This is a genomic window from Pseudomonas putida, assembly GCF_001941965.1.
GTDB classification, from domain to species: Bacteria; Pseudomonadota; Gammaproteobacteria; order Pseudomonadales; family Pseudomonadaceae; genus Aquipseudomonas; species Aquipseudomonas putida_L.
Window position 1 is genome coordinate 113,688 of record NZ_MKZO01000075.1, and the last position, 21,602, is coordinate 135,289.

Annotated in this window: 28 protein-coding genes; 16 read left to right on the forward strand and 12 right to left on the reverse strand. The window is 63.1% G+C overall.

The genetic code is table 11. The features are described 5' to 3' along the window. Positions 1 to 2: 2 nt before the first annotated feature. Both PSEMO_RS30695 and PSEMO_RS30700 read left to right on the forward strand, forming a co-directional pair. Positions 3 to 896, forward strand: coding sequence for a ZIP family metal transporter (locus PSEMO_RS30695; protein ID WP_075806613.1), 894 nt, complete (start codon positions 3 to 5; stop codon positions 894 to 896). A 504-nt stretch (positions 897 to 1,400) separates the two neighbouring features. Then, entirely contained in the window at positions 1,401 to 1,592 is a 192-nt protein-coding gene (locus tag PSEMO_RS30700) for a hypothetical protein (RefSeq protein ID WP_144443654.1), read from the forward strand. A gap of 45 nt (positions 1,593 to 1,637) precedes the next feature. Here the strand turns inward: PSEMO_RS30700 and PSEMO_RS30705 are convergent, their stop codons facing one another. From PSEMO_RS30705 to PSEMO_RS30750, 10 genes are all read right to left on the reverse strand, one after another. Beyond that, positions 1,638 to 1,910: an HPr family phosphocarrier protein gene (locus tag PSEMO_RS30705; protein ID WP_075806615.1), complete on the reverse strand. Its 273-nt coding sequence runs from the start codon at positions 1,908 to 1,910 to the stop codon at positions 1,638 to 1,640. Positions 1,911 to 1,930: 20 nt separating this feature from the next. After that, positions 1,931 to 2,785: an RNase adapter RapZ gene (rapZ, locus tag PSEMO_RS30710; protein WP_075806616.1), complete on the reverse strand. Its 855-nt coding sequence runs from the start codon at positions 2,783 to 2,785 to the stop codon at positions 1,931 to 1,933. 2 nt (positions 2,786 to 2,787) lie between these two features. Beyond that, a complete protein-coding gene (ptsN, locus tag PSEMO_RS30715; protein WP_075806617.1) occupies positions 2,788 to 3,252 on the reverse strand; it encodes a PTS IIA-like nitrogen regulatory protein PtsN in 465 nt (154 codons plus the stop codon). 12 nt (positions 3,253 to 3,264) lie between these two features. Continuing rightward, positions 3,265 to 3,573 (reverse strand): ribosome hibernation-promoting factor, HPF/YfiA family, encoded by a 309-nt coding sequence (gene hpf / locus PSEMO_RS30720; RefSeq protein ID WP_075806618.1) that lies wholly within the window; start codon positions 3,571 to 3,573, stop codon positions 3,265 to 3,267. 81 nt (positions 3,574 to 3,654) lie between these two features. Continuing rightward, positions 3,655 to 5,148 carry an RNA polymerase factor sigma-54 gene (locus PSEMO_RS30725; protein WP_075806619.1) on the reverse strand — a complete coding sequence of 498 codons (1,494 nt, stop codon included), beginning with the start codon at positions 5,146 to 5,148 and terminating at the stop codon, positions 3,655 to 3,657. Between the two features lie 175 nt (positions 5,149 to 5,323). Next, on the reverse strand, positions 5,324 to 6,049 hold the full coding sequence (lptB, locus tag PSEMO_RS30730; protein ID WP_075806620.1) for an LPS export ABC transporter ATP-binding protein: 726 nt from the start codon (positions 6,047 to 6,049) through the stop codon (positions 5,324 to 5,326). Then, positions 6,049 to 6,573, reverse strand: coding sequence for a lipopolysaccharide transport periplasmic protein LptA (gene lptA, locus PSEMO_RS30735; RefSeq protein WP_075806621.1), 525 nt, complete (start codon positions 6,571 to 6,573; stop codon positions 6,049 to 6,051). The genes lptB and lptA overlap by 1 nt, the downstream gene beginning before the upstream one ends. Beyond that, positions 6,560 to 7,132 carry an LPS export ABC transporter periplasmic protein LptC gene (gene lptC, locus PSEMO_RS30740; protein WP_075806622.1) on the reverse strand — a complete coding sequence of 191 codons (573 nt, stop codon included), beginning with the start codon at positions 7,130 to 7,132 and terminating at the stop codon, positions 6,560 to 6,562. Before lptC ends, lptA begins: the two co-directional genes overlap by 14 nt. 8 nt (positions 7,133 to 7,140) lie before the next feature. Beyond that, positions 7,141 to 7,662, reverse strand: coding sequence for a KdsC family phosphatase (locus PSEMO_RS30745; protein ID WP_009398228.1), 522 nt, complete (start codon positions 7,660 to 7,662; stop codon positions 7,141 to 7,143). Next, positions 7,662 to 8,636, reverse strand: coding sequence for a KpsF/GutQ family sugar-phosphate isomerase (locus PSEMO_RS30750; RefSeq protein ID WP_075806623.1), 975 nt, complete (start codon positions 8,634 to 8,636; stop codon positions 7,662 to 7,664). The genes PSEMO_RS30745 and PSEMO_RS30750 overlap by 1 nt, the downstream gene beginning before the upstream one ends. Before the next feature lie 290 nt (positions 8,637 to 8,926). On the opposite strand from PSEMO_RS30750, the gene PSEMO_RS30755 reads away from it, so the two are divergent. The 14 genes from PSEMO_RS30755 to PSEMO_RS30820 all read left to right on the forward strand — a co-directional run bounded on the left by PSEMO_RS30755 (position 8,927) and on the right by PSEMO_RS30820 (position 19,889). Beyond that, entirely contained in the window at positions 8,927 to 9,736 is an 810-nt protein-coding gene (locus PSEMO_RS30755; protein WP_075806624.1) for an ATP-binding cassette domain-containing protein, read from the forward strand. Next, on the forward strand, positions 9,737 to 10,534 hold the full coding sequence (gene mlaE / locus PSEMO_RS30760; protein WP_075806625.1) for a lipid asymmetry maintenance ABC transporter permease subunit MlaE: 798 nt from the start codon (positions 9,737 to 9,739) through the stop codon (positions 10,532 to 10,534). After that, a complete protein-coding gene (gene mlaD / locus PSEMO_RS30765) occupies positions 10,534 to 11,001 on the forward strand; it encodes an outer membrane lipid asymmetry maintenance protein MlaD (protein WP_075806626.1) in 468 nt (155 codons plus the stop codon). The genes mlaE and mlaD overlap by 1 nt, the downstream gene beginning before the upstream one ends. A gap of 9 nt (positions 11,002 to 11,010) precedes the next feature. Continuing rightward, positions 11,011 to 11,664, forward strand: a complete 654-nt coding sequence (locus PSEMO_RS30770; protein WP_075806627.1) for an MlaC/ttg2D family ABC transporter substrate-binding protein — start codon at positions 11,011 to 11,013, stop codon at positions 11,662 to 11,664. Next, positions 11,661 to 11,966, forward strand: coding sequence for an STAS domain-containing protein (locus PSEMO_RS30775; protein WP_075806628.1), 306 nt, complete (start codon positions 11,661 to 11,663; stop codon positions 11,964 to 11,966). Before PSEMO_RS30770 ends, PSEMO_RS30775 begins: the two co-directional genes overlap by 4 nt. A 116-nt stretch (positions 11,967 to 12,082) precedes the next feature. After that, entirely contained in the window at positions 12,083 to 12,322 is a 240-nt protein-coding gene (locus PSEMO_RS30780) for a BolA family protein (protein ID WP_009398240.1), read from the forward strand. Positions 12,323 to 12,347: 25 nt separating this feature from the next. After that, positions 12,348 to 13,613 carry a UDP-N-acetylglucosamine 1-carboxyvinyltransferase gene (gene murA, locus PSEMO_RS30785; RefSeq protein WP_075806629.1) on the forward strand — a complete coding sequence of 422 codons (1,266 nt, stop codon included), beginning with the start codon at positions 12,348 to 12,350 and terminating at the stop codon, positions 13,611 to 13,613. A 95-nt stretch (positions 13,614 to 13,708) separates the two neighbouring features. Beyond that, the gene (gene hisG / locus PSEMO_RS30790; RefSeq protein WP_075806630.1) at positions 13,709 to 14,344 is read left to right on the forward strand and encodes an ATP phosphoribosyltransferase; all 636 of its coding nucleotides are present in this window, start codon (positions 13,709 to 13,711) and stop codon (positions 14,342 to 14,344) included. A gap of 126 nt (positions 14,345 to 14,470) precedes the next feature. Next, entirely contained in the window at positions 14,471 to 15,796 is a 1,326-nt protein-coding gene (gene hisD, locus PSEMO_RS30795) for a histidinol dehydrogenase (protein WP_075806631.1), read from the forward strand. Between the two features lie 2 nt (positions 15,797 to 15,798). Beyond that, positions 15,799 to 16,845: a histidinol-phosphate transaminase gene (gene hisC / locus PSEMO_RS30800; RefSeq protein ID WP_075806632.1), complete on the forward strand. Its 1,047-nt coding sequence runs from the start codon at positions 15,799 to 15,801 to the stop codon at positions 16,843 to 16,845. Between the two features lie 184 nt (positions 16,846 to 17,029). Then, positions 17,030 to 17,674, forward strand: a complete 645-nt coding sequence (locus PSEMO_RS30805) for a FadR/GntR family transcriptional regulator (protein ID WP_372239152.1) — start codon at positions 17,030 to 17,032, stop codon at positions 17,672 to 17,674. A 15-nt stretch (positions 17,675 to 17,689) separates the two neighbouring features. Continuing rightward, a complete protein-coding gene (locus tag PSEMO_RS30810; protein WP_075806634.1) occupies positions 17,690 to 18,967 on the forward strand; it encodes a CynX/NimT family MFS transporter in 1,278 nt (425 codons plus the stop codon). A 92-nt stretch (positions 18,968 to 19,059) separates the two neighbouring features. Next, positions 19,060 to 19,530 carry a nuclear transport factor 2 family protein gene (locus tag PSEMO_RS30815; RefSeq protein ID WP_075806635.1) on the forward strand — a complete coding sequence of 157 codons (471 nt, stop codon included), beginning with the start codon at positions 19,060 to 19,062 and terminating at the stop codon, positions 19,528 to 19,530. Between the two features lie 44 nt (positions 19,531 to 19,574). Next, entirely contained in the window at positions 19,575 to 19,889 is a 315-nt protein-coding gene (locus PSEMO_RS30820; RefSeq protein ID WP_075806636.1) for a GIY-YIG nuclease family protein, read from the forward strand. On the opposite strand, the gene PSEMO_RS30825 is transcribed toward PSEMO_RS30820, so the two are convergent. Then, on the reverse strand, positions 19,861 to 20,289 hold the full coding sequence (locus tag PSEMO_RS30825) for a hypothetical protein (RefSeq protein WP_075806637.1): 429 nt from the start codon (positions 20,287 to 20,289) through the stop codon (positions 19,861 to 19,863). The two genes, PSEMO_RS30820 and PSEMO_RS30825, sit on opposite strands and share 29 nt — an antisense overlap. Positions 20,290 to 20,341: 52 nt before the next feature. After that, a complete protein-coding gene (locus PSEMO_RS30830) occupies positions 20,342 to 21,547 on the reverse strand; it encodes a DUF2599 domain-containing protein (RefSeq protein ID WP_075806638.1) in 1,206 nt (401 codons plus the stop codon). Positions 21,548 to 21,602 lie beyond the last annotated feature (55 nt).

Here is a 21,602-nt window from a genome sequence, read left to right on the forward strand (position 1 = left end):
GAATGCGCTCGGATGTCTTGTCCGTAAGTAGCGTGCGCTTGTTTCGCCTGGCGCTGGGCACCCTGTTGCTGCTGGTGGGCACCGCCTTGCTGGTGGCCCAGGGCATCGCCTGGCTCGACCTGGAACCGCGGATGATGCGGGCGCTGGAGGGTGGGGCGCTGTGTGCCCTGGGTACGGCGCTTGGCGCGGTGCCAGTGCTGGTGATCCGCAGCATGCCGGTGGCGCTGGCCGATACCCTGCTCGGGTTTGGTGCTGGCGTAATGCTGGCGGCGACCGCGTTCTCGCTGATCATCCCGGGGCTGGATGCCGCGCAGGCGGTGGGCTTCGGCAAGTGGGGCGCGGGCGGGTTGATCAGCTTCGGCCTGCTGTTCGGGGCGATGTGCCTGTACCTGGTGGATCGCCAGGTGTCCGGTGCATCGCCCGAGGCGCTGGTGGCGTCCGGAACCCAGCCGGTGATTCCGGCGCGGATCTGGATCTTCGTCATCGCCATCATTGCCCACAACATTCCGGAAGGCATGGCCATCGGCGTGTCTGCGGGTGGTGGCATGGCGGATGCGGACAGCCTGGCGATGGGTATTGCCTTGCAGGATGTGCCGGAAGGCCTGGTGATCGCCCTGGTACTGGCCGGGGCCGGGATGGCGCGCTTCAAGGCGTTCCTGATCGGCGCCGCGTCGGGCCTGGTTGAGCCGGCAGCAGCGCTGGTCTGTGCCTGGCTGGTGAACGTGGCGGAGCTGCTGTTGCCGCTGGGCTTGGCCTTCGCGGCCGGGGCGATGCTGCTGGTGGTGACCCAGGAGATCATTCCCGAGTCCCGGGCCAATGGGCATCACCGGTTGGCCAGCCTGGGGCTGTGCGTCGGGTTCTGCCTGATGATGGTGATGGATACCGCGCTGTCCTGATAGAGGCTGCGAATAACCTTGTGGGCTGGCTTGCCAGCGATGGGCATGGGTATCTACACATCTCGGGCTGATGGCCGACGCAGTTCAGGTAGGAGCGTGGCTTGCCCGCGAAGGGCCGCAAAGCGGCCCCAAAACCATCCAGCACGAGCTATGTGGGGGACGCTTTTCTGGATTCAGCGCCTGCTTGGCCTTGGAGCCCCAGATGCTCGGCGTGGCAGGTTTTGGGGCCGCTTTGCGGCCCTTCGCGGGCAAGCCACGCTCCTACAAATCCGCCGCAAGCCCAGAGATACCTATGCAGCGATGAGGCCGGCAATGACAGCACCGTTGTCAGGTCCGGCCAATCGCTGGCAAGCCAGCTCCCACAGTGTCCGCGTGGTGCTTTGGAATTTTCCTACCTCAGTTTTCCTGGGGTAGGACAAATGAAGAGGAAGTCAGCGGCTTGTTCCATCCTATACAAAGGCACAGGATTCCCTGTCTGTAGCGCCAGCGAGTAGGGTGTTGTTGATGGAAGAGAATCTATTCAACCGTCTTGTTGAAAGCATGATCGAGATGGATAGGATTCACAGGGAAGAGCTTGTGTATTCCCGAAAACTCGCGGTCGACCCTGCCCTTGTAGGAGCTGGCTTGTCGGACCGCCGCACCGCTGCGATGGAGCGCGAAGCGGTCCCGAAATCATCCAGCGAGAATCTGCCATGAAAAAGCCCGCCTAATGGCGGGCTTTTTCATTGAAGGGTGGCGACTTCACTCACCCTCATCAAAGCGATTATTGATCAACTCCACCAACGCCTGAATCGCCTCCTTATCCTGCTCGCCTTCCGCAAACAGGTGCACCGTCGTCCCTTTGCCCGCAGCCAGCATCATCACCGCCATGATGCTCTTGCCGTCGACCAGCTTGTCCGGCGCGCGTCCAACCTTGACCGCACAGGGAAACTTGCCCGCCACGCCGACGAACTTGGCAGCCGCACGGGCATGCAGCCCCAGCTTGTTGATGATCTCGATTTCAATGGCGGGCATCGCGGGTGGGATCCTGTGGACTAGAGGTCGCGGTGGCGGACCTGGACGTTCTTCAATATGGGTTGCAGCAACTGGCCCAGGCGTTCGGTCAGGTAGACCGAACGATGGTGACCGCCCGTGCAGCCAATGGCAATGGTGACGTAGGCGCGATTGCTGGCAGCGAAGCGCGGCAACCATTTCAGCAGGTAGGACGAGATGTCCTGGAACATCTCTTCCACATCCGGCTGCGCAGCGAGGTATTCGATGACCGGCGCGTCCAGCCCGGAGTGCTCGCGCAGCTCAGGCTTCCAGTACGGATTCGGCAGGCAGCGCACGTCGAACACCACATCGGCATCCACCGGCATGCCCCGCTTGAAACCGAAGGACTCCACCAGGAAGGCGGTCCCGGGTTCCGGCTGGTTGAGCAGGCGCAGCTTGATCGAATCACGCAGCTGATACAGGTTCAGGCTGGTGGTGTCGATCTTCAGGTCGGCCAGGTCGGCGATAGGCCCCAGCAGCTCGCTTTCGACCCGGATCGCTTCGCCGAGGGAGCGGTCCTGATTGGTCAGCGGGTGACGCCGGCGGGTCTCGGAAAAACGCTTGAGCAGGGTGTCTTCGTCAGCGTCCAGGTACAGCACGTCGCACTGGATATGCCGGGAGCGGGCCTCTTCGAGCAACTCGGGGAAACGGCTCAGGTGGCTCGGCAGGTTGCGCGCGTCGATCGAGACCGCCACCCGCGGTTGCAGCAATTCGGTGTTGATCAGCGCGCTTTCCGCCAGTTGCGGAAGCAGACCGGCGGGGAGGTTGTCGATACAGTAGAAACCATTGTCTTCCAGGACATCGAGGGCGGTGCTTTTGCCGGATCCGGAACGGCCGCTGACAATGATCAGGCGCATGCTCAGGTCTCGTTCTGTGCGTCCAGGACAACCTGGTACAGGGCGGCACTGCTGTCGGCAGCCCGCAGCCTGTCGCGAACGTCCTTGCGGTCAAGCATGCTGGCAATCTGGCGCAGCAGCTCCAGGTGCGCATCGGTGGCGGCTTCCGGGACCAGCAGGACGAACAGCAGGTCGACCGGGGCGCCGTCGATGGCGTCGAAATCGATGGGGGCATCCAGGTGCAGCAGGGCGCTGACCGGGCTTGCGCAGCCCTTGAGGCGGCAGTGAGGAATGGCGATGCCGTTGCCGAAACCCGTGGAGCCGAGTTTTTCCCGGGCAATCAGGCTTTCGAACACTTCCTGTTTTTCCAGGCCGGGAACGTCCGTCCCGATCAGGTTGGCGATCTGTTCAAGTACGCGCTTTTTACTGCCGCCCGGCACGTTCACGAGGGAACGGCCGGGGGTCAGGATGGATTCAAGTCGGATCATGGATGAGGGGGATCAGCGGGCCGCTGCGCCTTGCAGCAGGCTTTGCTGTTTTTCCTTGTGTTTTTTCAGTTGGCGGTCGAGCTTGTCGGTCAAGGAGTCGATGGCGGCATACATGTCGGCGTCTTCGGCATTCGCCACCACCTCACCACCGGGGATCTGCAGGGTCGCCTCCACTTTCTGCTGGAGTTTCTCGACCTTCATGATGACCTGGACGTTGGTGATGCGATCGAAATGACCCTCCAGGCGCTTGAGCTTCTGCTCGACGTATTCACGAAGCGGAGGAGTGACTTCTACATGTTGTCCACTGATGTTGACTTGCATACTGCTTCTCCTTTATTGCCGTGCATAAAGAGGCAGGTGTTGCGCCTGCCACTGAATTGCGATGGCACATCTCAGGGAATGTCACATCAATCGCTTGCGTTCACTCGAAGGTGCAATGCCGAGGGACTCGCGGTACTTGGCGACGGTGCGACGTGCTACCTGGATGCCTTGTGCCTCCAGTAAACCAGCGATCTTGCTGTCACTCAATGGCTTTTTCTGATTTTCCGCAGCAACCAGTTTCTTGATGATCGCGCGAATGGCGGTGGAGGAGCATTCCCCTCCTTCGGAAGTGCTGACGTGGCTGGAGAAGAAGTACTTCAGCTCGTAGATTCCGCGAGGTGTGTGCATGTATTTCTGCGTGGTCACCCGGGAAATGGTCGACTCGTGCATGCCCACCGCTTCGGCGATGTCGTGCAGGACGAGCGGCTTCATGGCCTCGTCGCCATGGTCGAGGAAACCGCGCTGGTGCTCGACGATCTGGGTCGCCACCTTCATCAGGGTTTCATTGCGGCTTTGAAGGCTCTTGATGAACCAGCGCGCTTCCTGCAACTGGTTACGCATGAAGGTGTTGTCGGCGCTGGTGTCGGCGCGGCGGACGAAGCCGGCGTACTGCGGATTGACCCGCAGGCGTGGCACGGCTTCCTGGTTCAGCTCGACCAGCCAGCGCTCGTTGTCCTTGCGCACGATCACATCGGGCACCACGTACTCCGGCTCGCTGGATTCGATCTGCGAGCCAGGGCGCGGGTTGAGGCTCTGGACCAGTTCGATGACCTGGCGCAGTTCATCTTCCTTGAGCTTCATACGGCGCATCAGCTGGCTGTAGTCGCGGCTGCCGAGCAGGTCGATGTAGTCGCTGACCAGACGCTGCGCTTCGGTCATCCACGGCGTATTGCCAGGCAACTGGCGCAGTTGCAGCAACAGGCATTCGCCGAGGTTGCGTGCGCCGATGCCCGCGGGCTCGAACTGCTGGATGCGGTGCAGGACGGCTTCGATCTCGTCCAGTTCGATGTCCAGTTCGGGGTCGAAGGACTCGCAGATCTCTTCCAGGGTCTCGTCGAGATAGCCCTGGTTGTTGATGCAGTCGATCAGGGTGACGGCGATCAGCCGGTCGGTGTCCGACATCGGCGCCAGGTTGAGCTGCCAGAGCAGGTGGCTTTGCAGGCTCTCGCCGGCCGAAGTGCGGGTGGTGAAGTCCCACTCGTCGTCATCGTTGCTCGGCAGGCTGCTGGCGCTGGTCTGGTAGATGTCTTCCCAGGCGGTGTCGACTGGCAATTCGTTGGGGATGCGCTCGTTCCATTCGCCTTCCTCGAGGTTTTCCGCCGTCGGCGCGGATTGTTCGAAGCTGCTTTCCTGAGACTCGGCGACGGGCTTGCTCTCGGCGTTGTCGGCCATGGGGTCGCTGTTGTCGAAGTCGTCGCCGTCTTCCTGACGTTCGAGCATCGGATTGGACTCCAGGGCTTCCTGGATTTCCTGCTGCAGGTCCAGCGTGGAAAGCTGGAGCAGACGGATGGCCTGTTGCAACTGCGGGGTCATCGTCAGTTGCTGGCCCATTCTTAGGACGAGCGATGGTTTCATGGCTGGGGCTTTAGACCTTATTCGCCGGCGCGCATGCGCCATCTACTACACGGGCGCTGGGCGCCAATTTTAAGCAAGATATATGCCTGAAATTGTAGCGTTTGCCTAGAGCGCTGTAACAATTAAGCCGGGATAATGGCCTAACGCCAGCGCTCCGTCACTCCGGTATTGCGGCTTACAGGCGGAACTCGTGGCCGAGGTACACCTCTTTCACCAACTGGTTGGCCAGGATGGTTTCCGAGTCGCCTTCGGCGATCAGTTGGCCGTCGTTGACGATGTACGCGGTTTCGCAGATGTCCAAGGTTTCACGGACGTTGTGGTCGGTGATCAGGACGCCGATGCCCTTGGCCTTCAGATGATGGATGATCTGCTTGATGTCGCCGACCGAGATCGGGTCGACACCGGCGAAGGGTTCGTCGAGCAGGATGAACTTGGGCGCGGTGGCCAGGGCGCGGGCGATTTCAACGCGGCGGCGTTCACCACCGGACAGGCTCATGCCGAGGTTGTCGCGGATATGGCTGATGTGGAATTCCTGCAGCAGGCTTTCCAGCTCCTTGCGCCGGCCGTCGCTGTCCAGGTCCTTGCGGGTTTCCAGGATCGCCATGATGTTGTTGGCTACCGACAGCTTGCGGAAGATCGAGGCTTCCTGGGGCAGGTAGCCGATACCGGCACGGGCGCGGCCGTGCATCGGCTGGTTGCTGACATCCAGGTCGTCGATCAGCACGCGGCCCTGGTCGGCCTGGACCAGGCCGACGATCATGTAGAAGCAGGTGGTCTTGCCGGCGCCGTTGGGGCCGAGCAGGCCGACGATCTGCCCGCTGTCGATCGACAGGCTGACATCGCGCACGACTTGCCGGCTCTTGTAGCTCTTGGCCAGGTGCTGGGCTTTGAGGGTCGCCATTACTCGCCCTTCTTCTTCGGCTGGATCACCATGTCGATACGCTGGCGTGGCGTGGTGACGCCCGGTGCGCGACCGGCGGTAGCGACCTGGGTCTGGGTGTTGTAGACGATCTTCTCGCCTTCGGTGGTGTTGCCTTCGTTCACCACCTTGGCGTCATCGGTGAGGATGATGGTGTCTTTCTGGGCCTGGTACTGGATCTGCTTGGCCCAGCCTTGCATCTTGTCCGGCTTGGCGGCGGACTGCTGCTGCTCGAAGTAGGCGCGGGTACCCACCGACGTGACCACGTCGATATCGCCGTTGGCGGCGCGGGTCAGGGTCACGGTGTTGCCGGTGATCTTCATCGAACCTTGGGTGATGATCACGTCACCGGTGTAGGTGGCGATGCCTTTCTTGTCGTCCAGCTGGGCGTTGTCCGCCTGGATCCGGATAGGCTGCTCGCGATCGTTCGGCAGAGCCCAGGCGCTCGCGCTTCCCAGTGCCGCGCTCAGGCTGAGCAAATAGGGGAGGGTTTTAACGAGCCTCATACTGTCCTCTTACGTTGGACAGCAGGTCCATCCTGCCGTCTTTCAAATACGCTTTCATTCCCTTGCCCGTAGTCACGCCACCGGCGCCGTCGATTCTAACGTCTTGCTCGGTTTGCGCATATTGCTTCTGCGGGAATACCGTCATGCGGCTGGAGGTAATGATGGTGGTGCGATCCTTGTCGTCGGTGCGGGCGACCCGCACCGAATCGATCAGCTCCACCTCGGTACCGTCCGGATTGACTTCGCCGCGCTCGCTCTGCACGTGCCAGGGATACGCGGTGCCGCGATACATCTGCAGGTCCGGCTTGGTCAGCAGGGTGACCTCGCTGGCCTTGAGGTGCTCGACCTTGTCCGCAGTCATTTCATATTGCAGCTTGCCATCGGGCAGGAACTGCACACTGTGGGCATTGATCGCATAGTAGTCGATGGCACTTTCGTCGACCTGCGCCGCAGGCTGGTCGAGGAAGCGCTCGGGCACGATGTTCCAGTAGCCGATCGCCCCGAAAATCAGGGCGATCACGCCGAACAGCGCGATATTGCGGATCTTCTTGCTGAACATGACGTGCTCTACAGATAGTGGGCGTTTGCTGCTTCCAGGTTGCCCTGGGCTTGCAGGATCAGTTCGCAGAATTCACGGGCCGCGCCTTCACCGCCGCGGGCCTGGGTCACGCCATGGGCATGCTGGCGGACGAACGCCGCGGCATTGGCGACCGCCATGCCCAGGCCGACCCGGCGGATTACCGGCAGGTCGGGCAGGTCATCGCCCAGGTAGGCGACTTCTTCATAGCTTAGGCCGAGCTGGGCGAGCAGTTCGTCCAGCACCACCAGCTTGTCTTCACGACCCTGGTACAGGTGCGGGATACCGAGGTTCTTCGCCCGGCGCTCGACCACCGGGGTCTTGCGCCCGCTGATGATCGCCGTGGTCACCCCGGAGTTCATCAGCATCTTGATGCCCTGGCCGTCGAGGGTGTTGAAGGTCTTGAACTCGCTGCCGTCCTCGAGGAAGTACAGGCGCCCGTCGGTGAGCACGCCGTCCACATCGAAAACCGCCAGCTTGATCGCTTTGCCGCGTTGCAACAGGGTATTCATCACATCACTCCGGCGCGCAGCAGATCGTGCATGTTCAAGGCGCCGACCGGACGGTCGGCCTTGTCGACGACGACCAGCGCGCTGATCTTGTGGTCTTCCATGATTTTCAGGGCCTCGGCGGCGAGCATTTCGGCGCGGGCGGTCTTGCCGTGCACGGTCATGACCTCTTCGATCAGGGTCTTGTGCACGTCGATGTTGCGGTCCAGGCTGCGGCGCAGGTCACCGTCGGTGAAGATCCCGGCCAGGCTGCCGTCGGCCTCGGCGACCACGGTCATGCCCAGGCCCTTGCGCGACATTTCCAGCAGTGCGTCCTTGAGCAGGGTGCCGCGGGTCACTTGCGGCAGCTCGTCGCCGGCGTGCATCACGTTCTCCACCTTGAGCAGCAGACGGCGGCCGAGGGCACCGCCCGGGTGCGAGAAGGCGAAGTCTTCGGCAGTGAAACCGCGCGCTTCGAGCAGGGCGATGGCCAGGGCGTCGCCCAGTACCAGCGCGGCAGTGGTCGAGGAGGTCGGGGCCAGGTTCAGCGGGCAGGCTTCCTGGGCCACGCGGGCGTCCAGGTTGACTTCGGCGGCCTTGGCCAGCGGCGACTCAGGGTTGCCGGTCAGGCTGACGAGCTTGATGCCCAGGCGCTTGATCAACGGCAGCAGGGTGACGATTTCGGCGGTGGAACCAGAGTTGGACAGGGCCAGGATGATGTCGTCCCGGGTGATCATGCCCATGTCGCCGTGGCTGGCCTCGGCGGGGTGGACGAAGAACGCCGGGGTCCCGGTGCTGGCCAGGGTGGCGGCGATCTTGTTGCCGATGTGCCCGGATTTGCCCATGCCTACCACGACAACGCGGCCCTTGCTGCCCAGGATCAGTTCGCACGCCTTGACGAAATCGGCGTCGATATGGGCCAGCAGGCCTTCTACCGCTTCGATTTCGAGGCGGATGGTGCGCTGTGCGGATTGGATCAGGTCGGAAGATTGGCTCATGTCGGAAATCGGGTTGCCTGATGAAAAGGTCGCGATTATAGCGGTAATGCGCGAAAGCCTCACCTGCGGATTGGTCGCGGGCTGGCTGTTTGAGCGTTTTGTGCCATCGCGGTTCCCTTGGAGGATGTCATGAAAATGCCTGTACGAGGCCTGAACAGGCAGTGCGATGGCCTTGGGAAGCCCTTGCCAGCGGTGCTATAGTTCGCCACCAGTTCGGCCTGCTCGATACTTGCGTGCCTCCATGAAGGGGGCGTGCGTCTGAGGACAAGGCTGCATCGCAAGGAGTCTAGATGAGCGTGGATAACGCCTACGCGGTCGAGTTGAAGGGCGTGACCTTCAAGCGCGGCTCGCGCAGCATCTTCAATAATGTCGATATACGCATTCCCAAGGGCAAGGTCACCGGCATCATGGGGCCGTCCGGATGCGGCAAGACCACGCTGTTGCGCCTGATGGGCGCGCAGTTGCGGCCGGCCAGCGGCGAAGTCTGGGTGGCCGGGCAGAACCTGCCGGCGCTGTCGCGCAGCGACCTGTTCGACGCGCGCAAACAGATGGGCGTGCTGTTCCAGAGTGGCGCGCTGTTCACCGACCTCGATGTGTTCGAGAACGTCGCTTTCCCGCTGCGCGTCCATACCCAGCTTTCCGAAGAAATGATTCGTGACATTGTTCTGATGAAGCTCCAGGCCGTTGGCCTGCGCGGCGCCATCGAACTGATGCCGGATGAGCTGTCCGGTGGCATGAAGCGCCGCGTGGCGCTGGCCCGGGCGATCGCCCTGGACCCGCAGATCCTCATGTACGACGAGCCTTTCGTCGGCCAGGACCCGATCGCCATGGGCGTGCTGGTGCGCCTGATCCGCCTGCTCAACGATGCCCTCGGCATCACCAGCATCGTGGTCTCCCACGACCTGGCGGAAACCGCGAGCATCGCCGACTACATTTATGTGGTCGGCGACGGCCAGGTACTGGGGCAGGGCACCCCGGCGGAACTGATGGACTCGGACAACCCGCGTATCCGCCAATTCATGAAGGGCGACCCGGACGGACCGGTGCCTTTCCATTTTCCTGCGCCAGACTACCGCGCCGATCTGTTGGGGAAGCGTTAGATGCGCAGAAAATCCTTACTCGAACGTATCCGCCGTTTCGGCCGTTCGGCCATCGACGTGGTCGCGGTCATGGGGCGTTCCTGCCTGTTCCTGCTGCATGCGCTGGCGGGTCGCGGCGGTATCGGTGGCGGCTTCCAGTTGCTGGTGCGCCAGCTCTACTCGGTCGGCGTGCTGTCGCTGGCGATCATCGTCGTCTCCGGCATGTTCATCGGCATGGTCCTGGCCCTGCAGGGCTTCAGCATCCTGACCAAGTACGGTTCGGAGCAGGCGGTGGGGCAGATGGTCGCCCTGACCCTGCTGCGCGAACTGGGTCCGGTGGTGACCGCGCTGCTGTTCGCTGGCCGCGCCGGTTCCGCGCTGACCGCCGAGATCGGCAACATGAAATCCACCGAGCAGCTTTCCAGCCTGGAGATGATCGGTGTCGACCCGCTCAAGTACATCGTCGCGCCCCGCCTGTGGGCCGGCTTCATCTCCCTGCCACTGCTGGCGATGATCTTCAGTGTCGTCGGCATCTGGGGCGGGTCGTGGGTCGCGGTGGACTGGCTGGGGGTCTATGAAGGCTCGTTCTGGGCCAACATGCAGAACAGCGTGTCGTTCACCGATGACGTGCTCAACGGCGTGATCAAGAGCGTCGTCTTTGCCTTCGTCGTGACCTGGATTGCCGTTTTCCAAGGCTATGACTGCGAGCCCACTTCAGAGGGGATCAGTCGGGCCACCACCAGAACCGTGGTCTACGCCTCGCTGGCAGTCCTGGGACTGGACTTTATTCTGACCGCCTTGATGTTTGGAGATTTCTGATGCAAAACCGCACCCTGGAAATCGGTGTCGGCCTGTTCCTCCTGGCCGGGATCCTGGCGCTGATCCTGCTGGCCCTGCGCGTCAGTGGCCTGTCCGCCAGCCCTGGCAGCGACACCTATAAACTTTATGCGAATTTCGACAATATCGCCGGTTTGACTGTCAGAGCAAAAGTGACCATGGCCGGTGTGACCATCGGCAAGGTCACGGCCATCGATCTGGACCGCGATACCTACACCGGTCGGGTGACCCTGCAACTGGACAAGAGCGTGGATAACCTCCCGGTCGACTCCACTGCCTCGATCCTGACCGCCGGGTTGCTCGGCGAGAAGTACATCGGCATCAGCGTCGGCGGGGAAGATACCGTGCTCAAGGACGGCGGCGTGATCCATGACACGCAGTCGGCGCTGGTCCTGGAAGATCTGATTGGCAAGTTCCTGCTCAATACCGTAGGCAAAGAAGCTAAATAAGGAGTTTCCATGATTTCCATCCTGCGACGCGGCCTGCTGGTGTTGCTGGCGGCCCTGCCCATGCTGGCACTGGCGGCACCGGGTCAATCGGCCCATGACGTGATCCAAGGCACTACCTCCCAACTGCTCGCCGACCTCAAGGCGAACAAGGAGCAGTACAAGGCCAACCCGAGCCAGTTCTACGATGCGCTGAACAACATCCTCGGTCCGGTGGTGGATGCCGACGGCATCTCGAAAAGCATCATGACCGTGAAGTACTCGCGCCAGGCGAGCCCGGACCAGATGCAGCGCTTCCAGGAAAACTTCAAGCGCAGCCTGATGCAGTTCTATGGCAACGCCCTGCTGGAGTACAACAACCAGGGCATCACCGTTGATCCGGCCAAGGCCGAGGACGGCGATCGCGCGAGCGTCGGCATGAAGGTCACCGGTACCAACGGTGCGGTCTATCCGGTGCAGTACACCCTGCAGAAGCTTCAGGGTGAGTGGAAAGTACGCAACGTGATCGTCAACGGCATCAACATCGGCAAGCTGTTCCGTGATCAGTTCGCCGACGCCATGCAGCGCAACGGCAACGACCTCGACAAGACCATCGACAACTGGGCCGGCGAAGTGGCCAAGGCCAAGGCGGTCACCGAGGACGCGGCGGAGAAGCAGGCGCAATGAGCGTAGGCAGCGTGCAACTGGCCGAACCGGGTGTCCTGAGCCTGGCCGGCATCCTCGACTACCGCTCGGGCCCTGGCCTGCGCAAGCAGGGCGGGTCGTTGATCGCGTCGAGCAAGGCTGCGGCGCTGGTGCTCGATTTCAGCGCCGTGGAGCAGTCCAGCAGCGTCGGCCTGTCCTTGCTGCTGGCCTTCATCCGTGATGCCCAGGCGGCCGGCAAGTCGTGCGAAGTCCGCGGCATGCCCCACGGCATGCGGGAAATCGCCGAGGTCTACGGCCTGGACGACATCCTGAAGTTGCAGTGATTCGCTGAAAGAACCGAAGCCCCTCTGTCAGAGTCCTCGTTTACGGGGTTCGCAGGCGAGGGGCTTTTTTGTATGATGGCCGACCCGCGCGCACAGGGCGCCGATTGAGGTTGAGCATGCAGGCCGTAGAAGTTAAGAACTTCCTTGAAGAAAAGTTGCCGGGAACCCGGGTCGAAGTTGAGGGCGAAGGCTGCAACTTCCAGTTGAACGTGATCAGCGACGAGATCGCGGCCCTGAGCCCGGTCAAGCGTCAGCAGCAGATCTACGCTCACCTTAATCCGTGGATCACCGATGGCCGCATCCACGCGGTCACCATGAAATTTTTCAGCAGCGCAGCCTGGGCTGAGCGCACCTGAGCCACCTGTGGCGGCGAGAATCGAAATGGACAAACTGATTATTACTGGCGGCGCTCGTCTTGATGGCGAGATCCGCATTTCCGGTGCCAAGAACGCGGCCCTGCCGATTCTGTCGGCCACCCTGCTGTGCGATGGCCCGGTCACCGTCGGCAACCTGCCGCACCTGCACGACATCACCACCATGATCGAGCTGTTCGGGCGCATGGGCATCGAGCCGGTGATCGACGAGAAGCTCTCGGTGGAGATCGATCCACGCACCATCAAGACCCTGGTCGCGCCGTATGAGCTGGTCAAGACCATGCGCGCCTCGATCCTGGTGCTGGGCCCGATGGTCGCCCGTTTCGGCGAAGCCGAAGTGGCCCTGCCTGGCGGTTGCGCCATCGGTTCGCGTCCGGTCGACCTGCACATCCGCGGCCTCGAGGCCATGGGCGCGAAGATCGAAGTGGAAGGCGGCTACATCAAGGCCAAGGCGCCTGAAGGTGGCCTGCGCGGTGCGCAGTTCTTCTTCGACACCGTCAGTGTGACCGGTACCGAGAACATCATGATGGCCGCTGCCCTGGCCAAGGGCCGCAGCGTCTTGCAGAACGCCGCGCGCGAGCCGGAAGTGGTCGACCTGGCCAACTTCCTGATCGCCATGGGCGCGAAGATCCAGGGTGCCGGCACCGACACCATCACCATCGATGGCGTCGAGCGCCTGGGCTCGGCGACCTACCGCGTCATGCCTGACCGTATCGAGACCGGCACCTACCTGGTCGCCGCTGCCGTCACCGGCGGTCGCGTCAAGGTCAAGGACACCGATCCGACCATCCTCGAAGCCGTCCTCGAGAAGCTCAAGGAAGCCGGCGCCGAGATCAATACCGGTGAAGACTGGATCGAACTGGACATGCACGGCAAACGGCCGAAAGCCGTCAACCTGCGTACCGCTCCGTACCCGGCGTTCCCGACCGACATGCAAGCGCAGTTCATCTCCCTCAACGCCATTGCCGAAGGCACTGGCGCGGTGATCGAGACGATCTTTGAAAACCGCTTCATGCACGTCTACGAAATGCACCGCATGGGCGCGCAGATCCAGGTCGAAGGCAACACCGCCATCGTCACCGGGACCAAGGCCCTGAAAGGCGCGCCAGTCATGGCCACCGACCTGCGGGCTTCGGCCAGCCTGGTGCTGTCGGCCCTGGTTGCCGAAGGCGATACCCTGATCGACCGCATCTACCACATAGACCGTGGCTACGAGTGCATCGAGGAAAAACTGCAGATGCTGGGCGCGAAGATCCGCCGCGTACCGGGCTAGTCTGCCGACGGCGCAGGGACGCGCCACGAATTGAACAACGCCGCCGCTGGCCTTCGGGCCCCGGCGGCTTCAAGCCGCATAAGGACCGACGTTTCATGTTGACCATCGCGCTGTCCAAGGGCCGCATTCTCGACGATACCCTGCCGCTGTTGGCGGAAGCGGGCATCGTGCCCACCGAGAATCCGGACAAGAGCCGCAAACTGATCATCCCCACGACCCAGGACGACGTACGCCTGCTGATCGTGCGGGCCACCGACGTGCCGACCTATGTCGAGCATGGCGCCGCCGATCTGGGTGTGGCCGGCAAGGACGTGCTGATGGAATACGGCGGCCAGGGCATGTACGAGCCGCTGGACCTGAAAATCGCCTGCTGCAAGCTGATGACTGCCGGTGCCATCGGTGCGCCGGAGCCCAAGGGCCGCCTGCGCGTCGCCACCAAGTTCGTCAACGTCGCCAAGCGCTACTATGCCGAGCAGGGCCGTCAGGTCGATATCATCAAGCTCTATGGCTCGATGGAGCTGGCGCCATTGGTCAACCTCGCCGACAAGATCATCGACGTCGTCGACACCGGCAACACCCTGCGCGCCAATGGCCTGGAACCCCAGGAACTCATCGCTACCATCAGCTCCCGCCTGGTGGTCAACAAGGCATCGATGAAGATGCAGCACGCCCGCATCCAGAGCCTGATCGACACCCTGCGTCAGGCCGTGGAGTCTCGACACCGCGGCTGACCTTGCGCGCGGCATCTGAGCCGCGCCCGTCTATCCGCGTCATAGCCAATTTTCTCGGGTGCCCGCGCGGATGGTCTGGTAGCTTCAGGGCGCCTGAGCATTCGCCAAATAACCGAGGCCTTAGCTATGACCACGTCCACCGCAATTCGCCGACTCAATGCCGCTGACCCGGATTTCGCCCGACATCTGGATCATCTGCTGAGCTGGGAAAGCGTGTCCGATGACGCGGTCAACCAGCGGGTCCTCGACATCATCCAGGCCGTGCGCGAGCGCGGCGATGCAGCGCTGGTGGAGTTCACCCAGCGCTTCGACGGTGTCGACGCCAAGACCATCGATGACCTGATCCTCGGCCGCGAGCGCCTGGAACTGGCCCTGACCCGCATCACCGCGGAGCAGCGCCAGGCTCTGGAAAAAGCCGCCGAGCGCGTGCGCCTGTACCACGAGCGGCAGAAGCAGGACTCCTGGAGCTACACCGAAGCCGACGGTACCGTACTCGGCCAGAAAGTCACTCCGCTGGACCGCGCCGGCCTGTACGTGCCGGGCGGCAAGGCGTCGTACCCGTCTTCCGTGCTGATGAACGCCATTCCGGCCAAGGTTGCCGGCGTCGGCGAGGTGGTGATGGTGGTGCCGACCCCGCGTGGCGAGATCAACGAGATCGTCCTGGCAGCGGCCTGCATCGCCGGTGTCGACCGGGTCTTCACCATCGGTGGCGCCCAGGCCGTCGCGGCCCTGGCCTATGGCACCGAAAGCGTACCGCAGGTGGACAAGGTGGTCGGCCCGGGCAATATCTACGTGGCTACCGCAAAGCGGCACGTGTTCGGCCAGGTCGGTATCGACATGATCGCCGGCCCGTCGGAGATCCTCGTGGTCTGCGATGGTCAGACCGATCCGGACTGGATCGCCATGGACCTGTTCTCCCAGGCCGAGCACGACGAGGACGCGCAGTCGATCCTGGTCAGCCCGGACGCCGACTTCCTCGACCGTGTCGCCGCCAGCATCGACAAGCTGCTGCCGACCATGGACCGCGCCGAAATCATCCGTACTTCCATCGATGGCCGTGGCGCGCTGATCCATGTCCGCGACATGGAGCAGGCCATGGAAGTCGCCAACCGCATTGCCCCGGAGCACCTGGAACTGTCGGTTGCGGATCCGCAGGCCTGGCTGCCGAAGATCCGCCACGCCGGTGCGATCTTCATGGGCCGCCACACCAGCGAAGCCCTGGGCGACTACTGCGCCGGCCCCAACCACGTGCTGCCGACCTCCGGCACCGCGCGTTTCTCTTCGCCGCTGGGGGTCTACGACTTCCAGAAGCGTTCGTCGATCATCTTCTGCTCCGAGCAGGGCGCTTCCGAACTGGGCAAGACCGCGTCGGTCCTGGCCCGTGGCGAATCCCTCAGCGCCCACGCGCGCAGTGCCGAATACCGCATCCTTGCCGATCAAGAGGGCAACTGAACATGAGCAAATTCTGGAGCCCCTTCGTCAAGAACCTGGTGCCCTACGTACCGGGTGAGCAGCCGAAGCTGACCAAACTGGTCAAGCTCAACACCAACGAAAACCCCTATGGCCCTTCGCCGAAGGCGCTGGAAGCCATGCGTGGCGAACTGGGTGAAAACCTGCGTCTGTATCCGGATCCGAACAGCGACCTGCTCAAGCAGGCCGTCGCTCGCTACTACGGCGTGCAGACCAACCAGGTGTTCCTCGGCAACGGCTCGGACGAAGTGCTGGCGCACATCTTCCACGGCCTGTTCCAGCACGACGCGCCGCTGCTGTTCCCGGACATCAGCTACAGCTTCTATCCGGTCTACTGCGGCCTGTACGGCATCCAGTCGGCGCCGGTGGCGCTGGACGAGCAGTTCCAGATCCGCGTCGAGGACTATCAGCAGCCGAATGCCGGGATCATCTTCCCCAACCCGAATGCGCCGACCGGCTGCCTGCTGGCCCTTGAGGCCATCGAGCAACTGCTCAAGGCCAACACCGAATCGGTGGTGGTGGTGGATGAGGCGTACATCGACTTTGGCGGTGAAACCGCCATCAGCCTGGTGGACCGCTACCCGAACCTGCTGGTGACCCAGACCCTGTCCAAGTCGCGCTCCCTGGCGGGGCTGCGGGTTGGCCTGGCGGTGGGGCATCCGGACCTGATCGAGGCGCTGGAGCGGATCAAGAACAGCTTCAACTCCTATCCGCTGGACCGGGTCGCCATCGTCGGTGCCGCTGCGGCGTTCGAAGACAAGGCGTACTTCGAGGAGACCTGCAACAAGGTCATCGCCAGTCGCGAGAAGCTGGTGGCCGAACTGACTGGCCGTGGTTTCGAAGTCCTGCCCTCGGCAGCCAACTTCATCTTCGCCCGTCACCCGCAGAAGGATGCGGCCGGCATCGCCGCAGCGCTGCGCGAGCAGGGTGTGATCGTGCGGCACTTCAAGCTGCCGCGGATCGACCAGTTCCTGCGTATCAGCATCGGCACCGAAGAGCAGAACCAGGCGTTGCTCGACGCCCTGAACTGACCTGAAACTCCATCGCTGGCAAGCCCACAAGGTTTTGCGTGCACCGCGGACCCTGTGGGAGCTGGCTTGCCAGCGATGAGGCCCTGAAATTCACCACAAATCCCCCTGATGTTTGCATTTCCTTGAAACAACCCGTTACCCTTGCCCCTCCTGAATTCATCCGATGATTGGATGTAATAGCCCAATGCTCATCAAACGCTCCCTGGTCGAACAAGCCGTCGACCAACTCCGCCAGCGCATCAGCCAAGGCTTCTGGACCGTCGGCCAGCGCCTGCCCACCGAGCCCGAGCTCGCCGCCGAGCTCGGTATCAGCCGCAACACCGTGCGCGAGGCCATGCGCGTGCTGGCCTTCAGCGGCCAGGTGGAAATCCGCCAGGGCGATGGCAGCTACCTGCGCACCGCCTCCGATCCGCTCTCGGCGGTGCAGGTGCTGTCCACCTGCAGTCTGGAGCACGCCCGCGAAGCCCGGCACCTGCTGGAAGCCGAAGCCATCGGCCTGGCGGCTTTGCGTCGTACCGAGGCCGACCTTGCCGGACTGCACGAAGCCCTTACGCACAGCGGTAGCCATTTCCACGGCGAACTCGACGACTACATCCGCTGCGACCTGGTCTTCCACCAGCGCCTGGTCGACGCCGCGCACAACCCGGCACTCAGCGAGCTGTACCGCTATTTCTCCAGCGTGGTGGCGATGAAGCTGGAGCACAGCATGAGCCACACCCCGCGCAAGCAGGCGGTATTCGACCTGCATGAACAGATCCTCGACGCCGTCGAGCGCCAAGATCCGGAACGGGCCAAGGCCCTCAGCCGGACACTGATCAACGAACCCTGACTTTTCGAGACTGCCATGGGCCAAGACCTTCCCACCAAGCCGACGCCCCACGGGCCGGTGCTTGACGAACTGCTGATCGACGCCGAAGTCGACGATGCCGAATTGCAACCGCCAGCCCGCCAACCCAGCGCCTGGCTGCTTCTGCTGGGCCTGGTACTGGTGGCGCTGAACCTGCGTCCGGCGCTGTCGAGCATGGCCCCGGTGCTGGGCGATGTGTCCCGCGGCCTGGGCCTGAGTGGTTCCCAGGCCGGCCTGCTGACGACCTTGCCGGTGCTTTGCCTGGGCCTGTTCGCGCCACTGGCGCCGATGCTGGCGCGGCGTTTCGGCAGCGAGCGGGTGATCCTCGGCGTGCTGTTGTGCCTGGCCGGCGGTATCGCCTTGCGCAGCAACTTCGGCAGCTTCGGCATCTTCGCCGGCAGCCTGATCGCCGGGGCCAGCATCGGGGTGATCGGCGTGCTGCTGCCGGGCATCGTCAAGCGCGATTTCCCGGCCCACGCCGGCAGCCTGATGGGCGTCTACACCATGGCCCTGTGCCTCGGCGCGGCGCTGGCAGCAGGCGCGACGGTGCCGCTGAGCCATCACTTCGGTGACGACTGGCGCCTTGGGCTCGGTGTCTGGCTGATTCCGGCGGTGGTGGCGGCGCTGATCTGGCTGCCCCAGGCGCGTCAGGGCCACGGTGCCCACCATGCGGCTTTCCAGGTACGCGGCCTGTGGCGCGACCGCCTGGCCTGGCAGGTGACCCTGTACATGGGCCTGCAATCCTCGCTGGCCTATATCGTTTTCGGCTGGTTGCCGTCGATCCTCATCGGTCGCGGCCTGAGCCCGACCGAAGCGGGGCTGGTGCTGTCCGGCTCGGTGATCGTGCAACTGCTCAGCGCCCTGACCGCACCGATGCTGGCGACCCGCGGCAAGGACCAGCGCCTGGCGATCGTGATCGTCATGGTCCTGACCCTGGCCGGTCTGTTCGGTTGCCTGTATGCGCCGCTGGGCGGGCTGTGGGGCTGGGCGGTGGTGCTCGGCATCGGCCAGGGCGGCACCTTCGCCCTGGCCCTGACCCTGATCGTCCTGCGTTCAAGGGATGCTCATGTTGCGGCGCACCTGTCGAGCATGGCTCAGGGCGTCGGTTACACCCTGGCCTCGGCCGGGCCGTTCGCGGTGGGCCTGGTGCACGATCTTTCCGGCGGCTGGGGCGCGGTAGGCTGGATTTTCGCCGTGATCGGCGCCGCTGCCATCGTCTTCGGGCTGAAGGCCGGGCGCACGCAGTATGTCCAGGCGAGCAGCGAGCGGATTTGAGGACGCCTTATAAGTCCGGTTGATGGCGCTGGCCTTGTGCCGCCAGCCGGACTATCGTGCATCCCTTGATCTTCCCGGTGATGGAACCCGTCATGAGCGATGCCAACAGTGCCCTGATCAACCGCTTCTACCAGGCCTTCCAGCGCCTGGATGCCGAGGCGATGGTCGCTTGCTACAGCCCCGATATCGTCTTCAGCGACCCGGCCTTCGGCATCCTGCGCGGCAAGGACGCCGGCGATATGTGGCGCATGCTAACCAGCCGCGCCAAGGACTTCTCCCTGACCTTCGACAGCGTCCGTGCGGACGAGCGTGGTGGTTCGGCGCATTGGGTGGCGACCTACCTGTTCAGCCAGACGGGCAGGGTAGTGGTCAACGATATCCGCGCGACATTCGTCATCCGCGACGGGCTGATCGTCGAGCACCATGATGTCTTCGATTTCTGGCGCTGGTCCCGCCAGGCGCTGGGTACTCCGGGGCTGTTGCTGGGCTGGACGCCTTTCCTGCGCAACAAGGTGGGCCAGCAGGCGCTCAAGGGGCTGCGCGCGTTCCAGAGCGGGCGCTGAGAGGGTAAGCTGTCACCTCCTGCCACCATCCGTTTCTTGCGCCCGTGACCGAAGCCTCCGCACCCGATAAACCCTGGTACGTCTACCTGGTGCGCGCCGCCAATGGCTCGCTGTACTGCGGTATCAGCGACAATCCCGAACGGCGCTTCGCGGCTCACCAGAAGGGGCGCGGGGCCCGTTATTTCAGCACCAGCCCCGCAGTGGCGCTGGTCTATGTCGAGGCCTGGCCGGACAAGTCCCAGGCACTGCGTCATGAGCGCCTGATCAAGGCCTTGCGCAAAAAAGCGAAGGAGGCACTGGTCGCCTCCTTCGCGGGACAGGCCGGGGCCGTCACGGGGTGTTGCAGTTCATCTTCTTGAAGGCATCCAGAGACACCCCCTGGCGCCTCGGTTCGAGGGTGATCGGGTCGGGGATTGGTGACTTGCTCAGTTGGCACTCCAGCTGAAACCTGACGCTGTCGCGCATCTGCTGGGCGGTCAGTTTGGGGCTGTTCCATTCAGGGTCTTGTTCGTGTTCCCCGACGATCAGCTCAAGCAGCGCCTCGGTGTCCTCCGGTCCGTACGTGCATTCGGCGTGGTTCAGCCTGATCTGCACGCTGGGGTAGGTGCCTTTGGTGAAATAGCTGGTGCCGACCGCTTCTTCGCCCCACTCCCCTGAGAGGACGGGTTCGGAACAATTCATGGCCGCGCTGGCGCGTTCCAGGGGAATTGCGGCAATGACTAGGCTCAGGGCAATCCATGAGAGGTTGCTGGTGTTCATATTGACCTCCTGCTGAAGGGATACTGAACCGGATCGCTCCCTGGTGAGCGGTTCAGTTGTCGCACTGTCTGGCACCTGATTCCTGGATACCGATCAGGGCCCGATGGGGCTCCAGCGTCCATTCCGGGGCGTAGCGTCGATAGACGAAATAGCAGGTCAGTTGCCGACGCATGCTCAAGATGTTCTGCGGATTGTGGGTCGATGTGCCTTGCCAGGCCGTATCGCGGTAGTAGCGGGCGACCAGTTCGTTGAAGAAGTTGTTGGTCTGGTCGTCCCGCACCTCGCGGCCGCAGGCGCTTGGCACCAGCTTCAGGCTTTTCATCGCGGGGGAGGTGGCTGTTGCCGGGATGTCCTCGAAGCGGGCGCTATCGAAGAAGCTGGCACAGGCATTGGCCGCGGTGGTGGGCTGGATGGCCTGGTCCTCGGCTTTGTAGCTGAACCTGGCGTCGGCGCTCAGGGTTTGTGGCAGATCCAGCCTGACCAGCGGCAGGTAGCGTCTGGCGGCGATCCACCACTCGATCTGGTTGGCCCTCGCGTTTTCCAGGCCCGGGCTGTCGGAGGAGGGCGGCACGGTGTAGAAGGTGCTCTCCACCGGCGGGTCGTTGGGCGGGGTGTTGCCCCAGGTGGCGACGCGCAATTCGTTCTGCACCGCGAAGAGCGTTTCACCCCCCAGGTTACGCGCTTCGATACTGGCCATGAAGGCCGGGCCGGCGTGGTCGTTGCGCCGGTCACGCACGTCGAAACTGCAGATCTCGCTGTACCTGACCTTGTCCGCAGGGAAACGATTGATGAAATCCTGTCCGGTCCGTATGCCGATCACGTCGCAATTGCTTTCCACCGCAGGCGTTTGCACGTGGTCCGTACAGCCCCGGTCCTTGCGGTTGTCCGTGCCGCCGTCGTTGGGGAAGGCGCAGAGCACTTCGTAGCTCTTGCTTCTCGGGTTGTTGAACACCGGGAACAGGGTGAAGCCGCTATTGCGGCGATAGACCAGGGTCTTGAACTTCGCGTCCTTGCGCAGGTAGGACACGGATATAGCGCCGGACTGGAGGTTTTTTTCCTGGGGTACCCAGAATTTCGGCTCTGCGGTGGCCCGCACGATGACACCTTCACACAGGAACGCCGGCTGCGACGTGCTGCCGCAATTGCGCGAGGTCTTGGCGTAGCGCGCATTCAGCGCGTTGGCCGTGTCCTCGCCGGGGCCTGCGAGCGCCGCGCCTGAAGCCAGTGATAGGCAAACCAGCGTTGCGAGTATGCGCATGTCGCGTCCCCTCCAGCGTGCCGGCCCTCACAGGATGCGGGGCGCGGCGCAGCTT